This is a genomic window from Brevundimonas sp. GW821-FHT09G01 (assembly GCF_059416065.1).
In genome coordinates, this window is record NZ_JBWKOL010000014.1 from 30637 (window position 1) to 42399 (window position 11763).

Consider the following 11763-nt stretch of genomic DNA (forward strand, 5'->3'; position numbering starts at 1 on the left):
CATGACCTATCGTTCCCTCCTGATCGCCGGACTGATGCTGCTGGCCGGCTGCGTCCACCGCGGCGATCCCGCACTGCCGACCTGCGACGGCTCGGCCCGGCGACCGGCCAATCCCCATGGATCCGTGCTCGCGTCCCCGCCCGCCCCTCACCGGGCCGACCCGCGACAGGCGGATTCCGCCGCCGCCTCCGGCCGGGGAGGCTGCGCATGAGCGGCGTCTCCTCCTCCGAGCTGAAGCGCTATTTCGCCGAGGCGCGACGTTGGGACCAGGACCGTCTGGCCTCGGCGCTGCGGTCGCGCCGTCTCGCCTGGTCGGCCGCCGCCGTGGCCGCGGGCCTGGCGGTGATCGCGACCGGAGCGGTGGCGATGCTGACGCCGCTGAAGTCCAGCGAACCTTTCGTCATCCGGGTGGACCAGACGACGGGCGCGATCGACGTCGTGCGCGGCCTTTCCGCCGAGGACGGGCCGGTCCGCTACGACGAGGCGATCAGCAAATACTTCCTCGGCCAGTATGTCCGCCAGCGCGAGGGCTATCTCGATCCGGCCGCCGAGGACGCCTTCCGGCTCGTCTCCATTCTGTCGGCTCCGGCGGAACAGCGCCGCTGGGCCGACCTGTTCCGCGGCTCCAATCCGGACAGCCCGCAAAATCTGTACGGGCGCAACGGCGAGGCGATCATTTCGATCCGCGCCATCGGCTTCATCAGCGACGGCGTCGCCAACGTCCGCTTCCACCGCACGGTCCGTCAGGCCCAGCAGACGGTGGAGAGCGACTGGATCGCCACCATCGCCTTCACCTACACCCGCGCGCCGATGTCCGAGGCGGACCGGCTGAGGAACCCCCTCGGCTTCCAGGTGACGTCCTACCGCGCCGATCCGGAGGTCATCCGATGAGACGCCCGCTTCCCCTCCTCACGCTGATCGCCGGCCTGGCCGCCGCCCTCCCGGTCGCGGCGCAAGCCCCGCTCGACCCGCGGATTCGCGAGCTCACCTATGACCCGGCGGCCGTCTATCAGATCGCCGGGGCCTTCCGGACGGCGACCCAGATCGTCTTCTCGCCGGACGAGACCATTCGCCATGCCGCGATCGGCGACAGCGTCGCCTGGGAGGTGGCCGCGGAAGGATCGGTGCTCTTTCTGAAGCCTCGGGAGCGCCATCAGGCGACGAATCTACTGGTCGTGACCGAGCGCGGCGACGCGGTCCGGCACTACGCCTTCGAACTGCTCGCGCGCGAGCCCAATGACCGCACCGCCATCGCCTATCAGGTCCGCTTCCGCTATCCGGCCGACGAACAGGCCCAGGCCGCGCAGGCGCTGGCCGCCGGGGCCGAGGCCGTGGAGCGGCGCCTGATCGGTCTGGAGCTGGAGCGCGGCGTCGTCGAGGGCCCCCGGAACCTGTCCTGGTCCGCCCAGGGCGACGCCGCCCTGCAGCCGAGCGAGGTCTCCGACAACGGCCGGTTCACCGTGCTGCGCTTCCCCGGCGTCCAGGCCCTCCCGGCCCTGTTCGAGGTCGCCGAGGACGGGTCGGAACGGCTCATCCCGTACGATGTCCGCGGCGAGTTCGTGGTGATCCACGGCGTTGTGCGGGGTTTGCGGCTGAGGCGGGGTCCGTCGGTCCTGTGCCTGTTCAACGACGCTCATGACGCCCGCGGGGTCGGGTCCGGCACGGGCACGGCCTCGCCCGCCGTCGACCGGGCGCCCGTCGGGGGTCGGTCATGACCGATCTCGATCCGGCGCCTCCCGCCCATGAATCTCGCCCGGAGCCGGCGGCGAGCGATCGCGGCGTCTCGCCGATCGCCGGACGACTCGGCGGGCGCCAGGGCAAGATCATCACCGTGGCCGCTCTCGCTCTTGGCTGCGGCGTCTTCCTGTTCGCCAGTTGGGACCGGGGCGACGCCGACAGCGCCGAACCGATCCGAGACGAGCCGCCCCGGCAGACCGCGCCGTTCGAGCCCGCCCGCCACGAGACCCCGCCGCTGCTGGGCGACGTCGCCGTCGATCCCGAGGCGCCGAGGCTCAGCGACGGCGAAACCGTCCCGGCGCTCGAGACGCCCCCCCGCGACGGGGCGACGGGCCCGTCCGGCCCCTCGCCGGCGGACCAACGTCGCGCCCTCGCCGAAAGCGCCCGGCGCGCGCCCGTGCTGGCCTACAGCCGACCGGGCGGCGCCGGCCGGCCGGCCTCGCCGCTCACCGCGGCGACGGCGACCCCGGCCGCGGGCGCCCCGACCTCGCTTGATCAACTGCGTCAGATCAGCCCCGTCGGTCAGGCCCGGGCCGGCCGCCTGCCCGACCGCAATCTTCTGATCACGGCCGGGACCAGCGTGCCCTGCGTCCTGCAGACCGCCATGGACAGCACCACGCCCGGCTATGTGACCTGCGTCCTGTCGCGCGACGCCTGGTCGGACAACGGCGCCGTGCTCCTCATGGAGCGGGGCACCCGGGTCCTGGGCGAATATCGCGGGGGCCTGCAGCAAGGCCGCCGCCGGCTCTTCGTCCTGTGGACCCGGGCGGTGACGCCGACCGGCGTCGCCGTCGCCCTCGCCTCGCCGGCCGCCGACACCCTAGGCCGGTCGGGTTTCGACGGGGTGGTCGACACCCATTTCTGGGACCGGTTCGGCGGCGCCCTGCTGCTCTCCATCGTCGATGACGGCGTCTACGCCGCGGTGGGCGACAGCGACGGCGCGGCCTCCACGGCGCGTCTGCCGTCAGACGTGGCGGGCGTCGCCCTCCAGCGATCGGTCGACATCCCGCCCACCCTGCGCAAGGGCCAGGGCGCCGAGGTCTCGATCTTCATCGCCCAGGACCTGGATTTCGCCGGGGTCTATCAGCTGCGGCCGCGCTGATGGACGACACTTCGGTCCTGGATCACTACCTCGCGCCGCTCCGTCCTTTCCTGGAGCCGGCGGCGGTGACCGAGGTGGTCATCAACCGGCCCGGGGAAGTCGGGGTCGAGGCGGACGGGGCCTGGCGCTGGTCCGAAGCGCCCGAACTGACCGAGGCCTGGCTGCGCACCCTGGCGGTGGCGGCGGCCGCCTACACCCGGCAGGATGTCGGGCCCGAACAGCCGATCTGTTCGACCACCCTGCCCGGCGACGTGCGCTGTCAGATCGTGCTGCCGCCGGTGGCGGCGGATGGGGGCCTCTCCCTGACCCTGAGAAAGCCGTCGCGGCGACGGTTGGGTCTGAAGGCGTTCGCGGCGGCGGGCCTGTTCGACCAGGTCGCCGACGCCCAGTCGGACGCCACGGACCTCGTCGATGCTGAACTGGTGCATCTGCGCCAGGCCGGCGACTGGCCGGGCTTTCTGACTCTCGCCGTCGCGGCCCGCCGCAACATCCTGATCTCCGGCGCGACTGGCTCAGGCAAGACGACCCTGGCCAAGGGGTTGATCGAACTCATCCCAGCGCATGAGCGTCTGCTGACCATCGAGGACACCCGTGAGTTCGTGGTCCCGCATCGCAACGTCGTCCACCTGGTCTATTCCAAGGACGGCCAGGGGCTGGCCCGGATCGGCCCCAAACAGCTTCTGGAAAGCGCCCTGCGCATGCGGCCGGACCGCATCCTGCTGCAGGAGCTTCGCGACGGCACGGCCTTCTTCTACCTGCGCAACGTCAACTCGGGGCACCCCGGCTCGATCACCACGGTGCATGCGGATTCCGCCGCCCTGGCCTTCGAGCAGCTCACCCTGCTGGTGCGGGAATCCGAAGGCGGGCGCGACCTGCCGCGCGAGGACATCCGCGCATTGCTGCATCTGCTCGTCGACGTCGTCATCCAGGTGAAGAAAATCGACGGGCGCTTCCGTGTGACGGAGGTCTGGCATGACCCGGCTCGCAAGCGCCAGCCCGGCGGCTAGGGCGGCGGCGCTCGTCGCCGGCGCACTGGCCGCCCTGACCCTGCTGGTCCTGCTCGCCGCCCTGATCGCCCTGGTCGGCCTGGGCCGGTTCTCCGGCGACATCGACCCGGCCCGCGTCCCCGGCTGGTTCTGGTATTATCGCCAGGATCCCGACGTACGGCGCTGGCTGACCGTCGGCCTTTCCATCTCGGCGCTCGTCGGCGGGAGTCTCGGCGCGGCCGTCCTGCTCAACCATCGGCGGCCCCTGCACGGCGCCGCGCGCTGGGCCTCGGGATCGGAACAGCGACGCGCGGGTCTGCGGGCGCGGACCGGCGTTGTACTGGCCCGGGCCGACGGCGGTTTCCTCATCGCCGACGGTCCCGAGCACGTCATGCTCTACGCCCCGACCCGGACCGGGAAGGGCGTCGGCGTGGTCATCCCCAATCTGCTGGCCTGGCCGGACTCCGTGGTCGTGCTGGACATCAAGCGCGAGAATTTCCTTGCCACGGCGGGCTATCGCGCCGAGGCTGGCCAGGCCGTCCATCTGTTCGATCCACTGGCGCCGGACGGCCGCACGGCCCGTTTCAATCCGCTGGGTCACATCGATCGCGGCGATCCGATCACGGTGCTCGACGAGCTGCAGCGCATGGCGGTCATGCTGTTCCCGGTCCACGATCGGGCCGATCCCTTCTGGGCGGAGGCGTCCCGGACCGGGTTCATCGGCGTGGGCGGCTATGTCGCGGCCACGCCCGAGCGGCCCTTCACCCTCGGCGAGATCTTCCGCCAACTGACCGCCGGCGACGCCCGGACGCGCCTGCCCCGGATCATCGCGGCCCGCGACCGCGAAGGCCGTCCCTTGCCGGGACCGGTCGCGGCCGCGCTCACCGACTTCACCAGCTCCAGCGAGAACACCTTCGCCTCGGTGCGTCAGTCGATCACCACTCGGATGGGACTGTGGCTCAATCCGCGGGTCGACGCCGCCACCTCCGCCTCGGATTTCGACCTACGCGACCTGCGACGCGGCGCGCTCTCCCTCTATCTGGGGGCCACGCCCGACAACATGCTGCGGATCCAGCCGCTCTATGCGCTGCTCTTCCAGCAGTTGGTCGATCTGAACAGCCGCGCCCTGCCGGGCCCCGCGGACCGTCCCGCCCTGATCGTGCTCGACGAGTTCGCCCGCCTCGGGCCGGCGCCGGTCCTGGCGCACGCCTTCGCCTGGGTCGCCGGCTACGGGTTGCGGCTGCTCGCGGTGCTGCAGAGCCCGTCGCAGCTGAGGGCCATCTACGGCCCGGATGTCGCCGAAGAGGTGATGACCAACTGCGGGATCGAAATCGTGTTCGCGCCCAAGGAGCTGAAGATCGCCCAGGAGCTCAGCGATCGGCTGGGCGTCTACACCACGGACGGCCGCAGCCGGAGCCGGCCGGCGGGGCTCAGTCCGGGCCGCCGCAGCACGACCGTCTCCGACCAGCGGCGGCCGCTGATGCTGCCGCAGGAACTGATGCAGCTGCCGCGGACCGCCCTGCTCGTGCTCAAGGCCGGCCTGCCGCCCGTCCGGGCCCGCAAGATCGCCTATTTCCGGGAGCGCGTATTCCAGCGCCGGCTACGGCCCGCGCCCGACCTGGCCCCAATCGCCGCCGCGCCGACATCAACCCCGGCGCCGGAAGAGAATCCCCTGGACTTCGACGTCATCGCCCGCGCCTTCGCCGCCGAAGGCTTGCCGCCGCCTCCGTCAGGCGCGGACGAAGCCGCCGTCGGCGCCTGGCTGGATCGCGTCGTCGATACGGCCCCGCCGGAGCGCGAACCATGACGACGCCCGACCCTGCCGCGCCGCCCAACCGCCTCGGCCCCGCGCCGGGCCCGGCCGGCCCGCGACGCTCCACCGCCAAGGGTGATGTGCCCGAGGCCGTGCTCGACCGCTATCTGGTCGAGCGCGATCTCCGAGGCCGGCCGGAGCGCTTCTTTCGCGATCATCGCGCGGCCGAGCCGATGTTCCGCGACCGGGGCGGCGCGCTGGTCTCCCACCAGGCCTATCCGGACGCCGTCATCGACATGCTCAGGATCGCGCGCCACCGCGGCTGGGACCAGGTTCGAGTATCCGGCGACCCGGCCTTTCGTCGCGAGGTCTGGATTCAGGCCCAGGCCCTGGGGATTGAGGTGCAGGGCCATCGGCCGCGTGAGCGCGATCGGCAGGCCGCCGGCTTCGACCGACCATCGTCCCGGCGAGACGCCGAACCCTCGAAGGCGCGCGACGCGCTCGCCGAGCGCCTGGCGCGGGCGGCCATCGTGGTGGCCCGCCTCGTCCCCGAACCCGCGATCCAGACGCGTTTGCTTGAAGCGGCATGGACACGCGCGGGACGCCCCCGCCATACGGAGCGTGAGCCCACGCGCGACCGCGACCGGCAGCGCTAGCGCCGCGCCGCCTGCGGTCGCGGCCGGTCCGTCCTCGTCGCATCCGCATCCGCAAACCGGTCGAGTTCCAGCTTCAGCAAACCCAGGCGGCCGCTGAAGCCGGCGAAGATCGAGTTTGCGAGAGCTTGGGGGAACCCACGCGGCAGGCGGGCTTTGGTCGCCCGGACGGCCTCGGGCGCGTCCGCGACGAGTTGGGCGAACAGTCCGCGAAGGGTCCCTTCATCCAGGCCCGCCTTTGCCCCGGTCTGGTAGAAATGCCGGGGCAGAATGCTCTCGACCCGGTAGTGTCGGCGATCCCCAACGGCCATCGCCATGCGATAACGGTTTCGGGTGAGTTGGCGGGCGTCGACGACGGGCTGAACGGACAGCACGTCATAGAGGGGTGTAAGGCGGAAGCCGCCGCCCGGGTACAGGAAGACGCTGAAGTTCTTGGCGTGCCCGTCGGTCGCGCCGAGCAGCCAGAAGGCGATGACCGTCTTCATGAAGGCCTGACGGTCCAGGGTCACCTCATCACTCGCCCCGAGCAGTTCGAGGCAGTCGAGGATCCCGGGTCCGCCGTCATTCTCGTACTTCTTCGCCCAAGGCACGGAGAGCGCCTGGCAGAAATCCTCCTGGGGCCGGCGCAACAGGCGACCGTCCCGGGCGTAGGCGCGATCAAATCTCTCGACGACAAGAACCCGCTTCCCGCCGAAGGTCTGGATCTCGACATTGGCGGTGTCGAAGCCGAGCGCGCGCAGGAAGGTCAGGCAGAGATATTCGTTTTCGACGCTGTTGGAGAAATCGATGGCGCTGCCCGGCGCCTTGCCGATCTGCGGCTTGAAGATGTGGGTGGTCGGTGTGGTCCCCGCCGGCTTCAGCCACTGGCCGTCATGACGCAGGAAGGCGGTCTTGTCCTGGACGCCGGCGAGCGAGATCCGGAAGTGTTCGCTGTCGTCGAGCCCCAAGGGTTTGGCGGTCAGGTCATCCAGGATTTTCGCGATGGCGCGGTCGCTGACCGGCTCGCCCTCGATCTCGCCCAGCCGGGGCGCATCGCTGCCTTCGGGGAGGAACTGCAGGGCGCCCACACAGTCGCGACCGATGGCGGCCAGGAGGCTGTAGGCGTCGATCCCATCGGCATCGACCCGCGCTGCGACCCGACCGCGGATCGTCTCGTTGTCGGGAAGGAGATTGTCGAAGACGGCGACGACGGGCGCCCCGATATAACGATCTTCGCGAAGCGGCAGCGAAAGCGACGCCGGGATCGCATGTTCCCAGGCCAACCAGGACGGATCGTACTGAAAGTCGATGGCGCCGCTGGTTTCACGGCGAAGGCGACCGACGAGCCTGCCATTGAGATAAACGAGAAGAGGCGCGGCGCCCCGTCTGCGGGCCATCAGAACAGGTCCCCCATATCGGGCGCCCGCCCCCCGCGTCTGCGCCGCACGACGATTTCCAGCTCAAGCGCGCTCAGCGCGGCGAAGAGGGTTTCAAGCGTGCCGGAGCCGCTTTCCAGATTGGATATGGTCGCCTGACGTTTGCTCGCCTTGGTCGCGAGGTCGCCCTGGGTCATATCCGCCAGTTTCCGGAACCGGCGAAGGGCTGCGGCGAGCTGTTTTTCACTGCGGACGATGGGCTCCATGTGAAACTCCTTCCATCTCGATATACGAAAATCCGCATCACCCGTCAATATACGTTTATGCGTATAGATATATTATATTCGGAAATACGTATAATCTCACATCATACGTAAACCCGTATGACGGGTCATCCTCGATCGCGACGGGGCGAAGGCTATCGCTCACGCGTTTGGCCTTTGTCGCGTTGGGGATCCACCCCCTTTCTCCGCAGCATTTGATCGCGCGTCATCGGCGCCGGCCTGTCCCGCACGAACCGCTCCACCAGAGCGGCAAGGGCGCGATCCCCGGCTCGCTCCGATCGCGACAGACGCAGGGCCTCGGCCACTAGGGCGCGCCGGAACGCCAGCTCGCGCGTCCGGATCGCCTCCAGCCAGGGGCCTTGGCCGCCGCCGTTCCGGATCACTTCACGGTAAGCTTCGGCGAGCACCTCGGGCAACGCGCCCCGCCCCGCCACGAACCGCTCCCGCATCTTGCGGATCGGCGTGCGTTCGGCCTTGCGGGTCACACCGCGTGTCCGCCGCGGGGTCGCCTCGGCCTCGATCGACCGGTCGCGCAGCGCGCGGGCGAAACCCTCGCGCCAGATCTGCAGATCCGCCTTGCGCGGATTCAGCCGTTCGCCGTCGCGCCCCAGCCGGCGCACCGTCAGATGGACATGGGGATGCCGCCCCTCGTCGTGCAGGGTGAAGACATAGGGGAAGCGCTCGCCGAACGTCTCCGTCGCAAAGGCGCGGGCCGCGTCCTGCAGGCGGGCAGGATCGGTTCCGGCCGGCATGCTCAACACGATCGACAGGGTGATCGAGGCGTCCCGCCTGCGTCCGGGCTCAAGCGCGAACTCCCCGGCCCAGTCGCGCGCCAGGTCCTGCACCGGCCCGCGCCCTGGCAGGCGTTCCCCATCCGGCCCTTCCAGCGCCAGGGCGCCGTTACGGCTGATGTAGTCGAGGTGCGCTTTCAGGTGCGCGCCGTCCCGGGTCCGACCTGTGATCTTCACCATCACCTCCGGCGCCCGACGCGCGACCCGCATGAACCGGACGGCCGAATCTTCGCCGCCGCCGTGCGGGGGGCTAAGCACGGCGGTCGTGAGGCGGGCGCGTCGAATATCGACCGGCGGACGCAACACCGCCTCGAACCCGCGCACTGACCGAAGGTCGGTCACGACGCCGGCTCCCAATAGGCCAGATTGCCCTCGAAGGCCTCGCCGAGAGCCTCGACCCAGGCCGCGATCTCGGCCTGGAAAGCGCCTAGCTGGGCGACCTCCAGGTCCAGGACGACCCCGTCCATCACGGCCGTGTTCAGCGCGCGGGCGATCTGGTTGACGTTGACGCCGATGCGCCGGAGCTCGCGCCGCACCTCGATCAGCGCCAAGGTCTCCGCCCGGCTGAACTGCGGCTGATCGTGCAGGCGGCGCCGGATGAGCGCCACGCTCCACTGGGTGCGCGACAGGCCCATGGCGGCCGCCTCGACTTCGAGGAGACGCAAGTCGGCCTCTCCCAGGCGCAAGGTCAACTTGCGGGACCGGGGCTTGCCCGGCGCCTTCGTCGGCGCAGGCAAGGACGCCTGAGCGGCGGTCTCCATGAGCCCCCGCAGGAGCCGCGAGCGTCCGCCCTGACGGGACGCGGCGGCGTCAAACCGGCGGATGAGATCGGGCGAGAGGCGAAGGGTGATGCGGTCCATCGAAGAGCGGGTCTGTCAGACATTGCCGGCGCAAAGCCTATCCTGCCCTAAACCGTCCCTCCCTCTCGCCCCGTAGGTCTCCGGGGCTGCCCGCCCTCCCCTCGGCGTCCGCTTCACGGCCGCTCGCCCGCCGCCCTGAAGGGCGCCCCAGCCAGGCGGCCGGGTCTCTTGCAGCGACGCCCTTGCTCGTCCATCCAAGGCGTCTCCCACGCCCCTGGAGCCGTCATGTCACATCCTGCCCTCAAGCCCGGCGCGGTCGCCGTCGTCACCGGCGGCGCGTCCGGCATCGGGCTGGCCGCCGCGCGCCGCTTCGTCGGTCTCGGCGTCACCGTCTGCATCGCCGATCTGGGCAAGGACCGCGTGGCCGAAGCAGTGAAGGCCATCCGCGCCGAGGCCGCTCAGGGCGCCGATGTCGCGGGCTTCGAGGTCGATGTCACGGACCGCCTGGGACTGGAGTCCCTGGAGGCCGCCGTCTTCACCCGCTTCGGCGGCGCCGACGTGCTGATGAACAATGCCGCCATCCAGATCCCCACGGACGCCGTGGGCCCCGCAGCGGACTGGCGCCGTCTCATGGACGTCAATCTTTGGGGCGTCATCGACGGCTGCCAGGTCTTCCTGCCGAGGATGATCAAGCACAAGCGGCCCGGTCTCATCATCAACACCGGCTCGAAACAGGGCATCACCACCCCGCCCGGCAACCCGGCCTACAATGTGAGCAAGGCCGGGGTGAAGGTCTATACGGAGGCGCTGCAGCATCAGCTGCGCAACACCCCGGGCTGCGCCCTCAGCGCCCACCTGCTGATTCCCGGCTTCGTCTTCACGCCGCTCGCGGCGGGTGGCCGCACGGAGAAGCCGGCCGGCGCCTGGACCGCCGGGCAGACCGTCGATTTCATGCTGGACCGCCTGGCCCGTGACGACTTCTACATCCTGTGCCCGGACAACGACGTCGATCGGGCACAGGACGAGAAGCGGATCGCCTGGGCGTCCGGCGACATCATCAACAACCGGCCCGCCCTGTCGCGGTGGCATCCCGAATACGCCCCGATCTTCGACGCCTTCATCAGCGGCGATAACGAGGAGACGGCGCGCGACGCCTAGAGCCTCGCGCGCCGCTGCGTTCTCAGCGGGACCAGATCAGGCTGTACCCGCCGTCCATCTCGACCAAGGAGGCGTAGATCGGAGCGGGGAAGCTGGGGTCGTCGAGCTTGACCGACAGATACTCGCGGTTCTGCTGGCTCGTCTTCTTCCAGGCGGCGCCGAACTCGGTCTGGCCGGAGAAGATGCGGAAGTCGGGAGCCTTGTCGTCAGTCTTGTCGTTGGCCCGCAGCTGGGCCGCCTTGACGTTGAGGGTCAGGGTCTTGATCGAACCGCTGTAGCTGCCGTCCGCTTGCTGGGTGAAGGAACCGATGGTGGCCATGGAAGTCTCTCCTTTGCTCTCGGGCCACGCCTGCCGCGGCCTCGATGGCGATCGGCGGACCGGAGACCGGACGGCCCGCAGGGCGAGCTTGGCGAGACCCCGCAGCGTAGCGGAGGACCGGGAGAGCGACTTTCTTGCCTCGCGAGGAAGGCCGTCAGGTCGGGGAAGAAAGTCGAGCGAGCGGTTGCGGAGGCCGGACGGGCTTTGGTCAGATCAGGCCATTGAGAGGCCGCGCAAGGCTGGCCTGTAGCAGGAGAGACGGATGTCACCGCCGCCTGAACCCCGCGGGCCAGTCAAGGCGGTCGTGGAGATCGTACCGCCAATGCCGGCGCAGCCGCTCCGCCGCGAAAGGCTACCCAAGCCTCGCACCGCACAGCGGCGCCCATGCAGTCATGGCGACGCTTGGAGGTTTGAGTCACCCGCGGCGTAAACGCATCCAAGCGGTTCTGTACTGGAGTTCGGCCCTCCCCGCTCGCGCCCAGAAAGCGTCGAGAGGGGCATCAGGCCGAGCCCACAAAGGGGATAGTCGCCGCGCCTAGCTTGAACGTCCGCGCGTGATCCTGAGCGGACGCGGCAACCCTCTCCCTACCAGTCGAACTTGACGCGGATCTCGCCGCCGTGGCTCGAGCTCGCATCGCCGAAGGCGCCGCGGTAGCCGACCCCCAGCACCAGCCGGTCGTTGACCGACCAGTCAGCGCCCAGGTCGAGCCGCAGGCTGTCGCGCGACCAAGCGTCCAGCGGGACCAGATAGGTCGGGCTGGCGGCCCAGTCGGCGTAGCGCACGCCCTGGTCGCCGATGTCCTCGAACTCGTGCGACCACTCGAC

Annotated in this window: 14 protein-coding genes; 8 read left to right on the forward strand and 6 right to left on the reverse strand. The window is 70.1% G+C overall.

From position 1 onward, the window contains the following. Position 1 precedes the first annotated feature (1 nt). From AC07NB_RS17430 to AC07NB_RS17460, 7 genes are read left to right on the forward strand one after another with little or no spacing between them, the layout of a single operon-like run. The gene (locus AC07NB_RS17430; RefSeq protein ID WP_494572041.1) at positions 2 to 211 is read left to right on the forward strand and encodes a hypothetical protein; all 210 of its coding nucleotides are present in this window, start codon (positions 2 to 4) and stop codon (positions 209 to 211) included. After that, the gene (locus tag AC07NB_RS17435) at positions 208 to 891 is read left to right on the forward strand and encodes a VirB8 family type IV secretion system protein (protein ID WP_494572040.1); all 684 of its coding nucleotides are present in this window, start codon (positions 208 to 210) and stop codon (positions 889 to 891) included. The genes AC07NB_RS17430 and AC07NB_RS17435 overlap by 4 nt, the downstream gene beginning before the upstream one ends. Further along, positions 888 to 1715: a TrbG/VirB9 family P-type conjugative transfer protein gene (locus tag AC07NB_RS17440; RefSeq protein ID WP_494572039.1), complete on the forward strand. Its 828-nt coding sequence runs from the start codon at positions 888 to 890 to the stop codon at positions 1713 to 1715. The genes AC07NB_RS17435 and AC07NB_RS17440 overlap by 4 nt, the downstream gene beginning before the upstream one ends. Continuing rightward, complete coding sequence (virB10, locus tag AC07NB_RS17445) at positions 1712 to 2839, forward strand: type IV secretion system protein VirB10 (protein WP_494572038.1); 1128 nt, start codon at positions 1712 to 1714, stop codon at positions 2837 to 2839. The genes AC07NB_RS17440 and virB10 overlap by 4 nt, the downstream gene beginning before the upstream one ends. Then, positions 2839 to 3846, forward strand: coding sequence for a P-type DNA transfer ATPase VirB11 (virB11, locus tag AC07NB_RS17450; protein ID WP_494572037.1), 1008 nt, complete (start codon positions 2839 to 2841; stop codon positions 3844 to 3846). The genes virB10 and virB11 overlap by 1 nt, the downstream gene beginning before the upstream one ends. Beyond that, positions 3812 to 5632 (forward strand): type IV secretory system conjugative DNA transfer family protein, encoded by a 1821-nt coding sequence (locus tag AC07NB_RS17455; protein ID WP_494572036.1) that lies wholly within the window; start codon positions 3812 to 3814, stop codon positions 5630 to 5632. Before virB11 ends, AC07NB_RS17455 begins: the two co-directional genes overlap by 35 nt. Then, positions 5629 to 6234: an LPD7 domain-containing protein gene (locus AC07NB_RS17460; RefSeq protein WP_494572035.1), complete on the forward strand. Its 606-nt coding sequence runs from the start codon at positions 5629 to 5631 to the stop codon at positions 6232 to 6234. Before AC07NB_RS17455 ends, AC07NB_RS17460 begins: the two co-directional genes overlap by 4 nt. On the opposite strand, the gene AC07NB_RS17465 is transcribed toward AC07NB_RS17460, so the two are convergent. The 4 genes from AC07NB_RS17465 to mobC all read right to left on the reverse strand — a co-directional run bounded on the left by AC07NB_RS17465 (position 6231) and on the right by mobC (position 9326). Further along, entirely contained in the window at positions 6231 to 7607 is a 1377-nt protein-coding gene (locus AC07NB_RS17465) for a type II toxin-antitoxin system HipA family toxin (RefSeq protein WP_494572034.1), read from the reverse strand. The genes AC07NB_RS17460 and AC07NB_RS17465 overlap by 4 nt on opposite strands. Next, positions 7607 to 7852 (reverse strand): helix-turn-helix domain-containing protein, encoded by a 246-nt coding sequence (locus AC07NB_RS17470; protein ID WP_494572033.1) that lies wholly within the window; start codon positions 7850 to 7852, stop codon positions 7607 to 7609. The genes AC07NB_RS17465 and AC07NB_RS17470 overlap by 1 nt, the downstream gene beginning before the upstream one ends. A 152-nt stretch (positions 7853 to 8004) precedes the next feature. Further along, positions 8005 to 9003 carry a relaxase/mobilization nuclease domain-containing protein gene (locus AC07NB_RS17475; RefSeq protein WP_494572032.1) on the reverse strand — a complete coding sequence of 333 codons (999 nt, stop codon included), beginning with the start codon at positions 9001 to 9003 and terminating at the stop codon, positions 8005 to 8007. Continuing rightward, positions 9000 to 9326, reverse strand: a complete 327-nt coding sequence (gene mobC, locus AC07NB_RS17480; RefSeq protein ID WP_494572031.1) for a plasmid mobilization relaxosome protein MobC — start codon at positions 9324 to 9326, stop codon at positions 9000 to 9002. The genes AC07NB_RS17475 and mobC overlap by 4 nt, the downstream gene beginning before the upstream one ends. Before the next feature lie 420 nt (positions 9327 to 9746). On the opposite strand from mobC, the gene AC07NB_RS17485 reads away from it, so the two are divergent. Next, positions 9747 to 10619: an SDR family NAD(P)-dependent oxidoreductase gene (locus AC07NB_RS17485; protein WP_494572030.1), complete on the forward strand. Its 873-nt coding sequence runs from the start codon at positions 9747 to 9749 to the stop codon at positions 10617 to 10619. Between the two features lie 22 nt (positions 10620 to 10641). On the opposite strand, the gene AC07NB_RS17490 is transcribed toward AC07NB_RS17485, so the two are convergent. Further along, on the reverse strand, positions 10642 to 10938 hold the full coding sequence (locus tag AC07NB_RS17490) for a DUF736 domain-containing protein (RefSeq protein WP_494572029.1): 297 nt from the start codon (positions 10936 to 10938) through the stop codon (positions 10642 to 10644). Between the two features lie 585 nt (positions 10939 to 11523). Next, on the reverse strand, positions 11524 to 11763 hold a 240-nt coding region (locus AC07NB_RS17495), incomplete at its 5' end, for a hypothetical protein (protein WP_494572028.1).

Bases quoted from the DNA above. Each gene is read 5' to 3' on its own strand.
- AC07NB_RS17430 (WP_494572041.1), top strand. From the start codon at position 2: ATGACCTATCGTTCCCTCCTGATCGCCGGACTGATGCTGCTGGCCGGC.
- AC07NB_RS17435 (WP_494572040.1), top strand. From the start codon at position 208: ATGAGCGGCGTCTCCTCCTCCGAGCTGAAGCGCTATTTCGCCGAGGCG.
- AC07NB_RS17440 (WP_494572039.1), top strand. From the start codon at position 888: ATGAGACGCCCGCTTCCCCTCCTCACGCTGATCGCCGGCCTGGCCGCC.
- virB10 (WP_494572038.1), top strand. From the start codon at position 1,712: ATGACCGATCTCGATCCGGCGCCTCCCGCCCATGAATCTCGCCCGGAG.
- virB11 (WP_494572037.1), top strand. From the start codon at position 2,839: ATGGACGACACTTCGGTCCTGGATCACTACCTCGCGCCGCTCCGTCCT.
- AC07NB_RS17455 (WP_494572036.1), top strand. From the start codon at position 3,812: ATGACCCGGCTCGCAAGCGCCAGCCCGGCGGCTAGGGCGGCGGCGCTC.
- AC07NB_RS17460 (WP_494572035.1), top strand. From the start codon at position 5,629: ATGACGACGCCCGACCCTGCCGCGCCGCCCAACCGCCTCGGCCCCGCG.
- AC07NB_RS17465 (WP_494572034.1), bottom strand. From the start codon at position 7,607: ATGGCCCGCAGACGGGGCGCCGCGCCTCTTCTCGTTTATCTCAATGGC.
- AC07NB_RS17470 (WP_494572033.1), bottom strand. From the start codon at position 7,852: ATGGAGCCCATCGTCCGCAGTGAAAAACAGCTCGCCGCAGCCCTTCGC.
- AC07NB_RS17485 (WP_494572030.1), top strand. From the start codon at position 9,747: ATGTCACATCCTGCCCTCAAGCCCGGCGCGGTCGCCGTCGTCACCGGC.
- AC07NB_RS17490 (WP_494572029.1), bottom strand. From the start codon at position 10,938: ATGGCCACCATCGGTTCCTTCACCCAGCAAGCGGACGGCAGCTACAGC.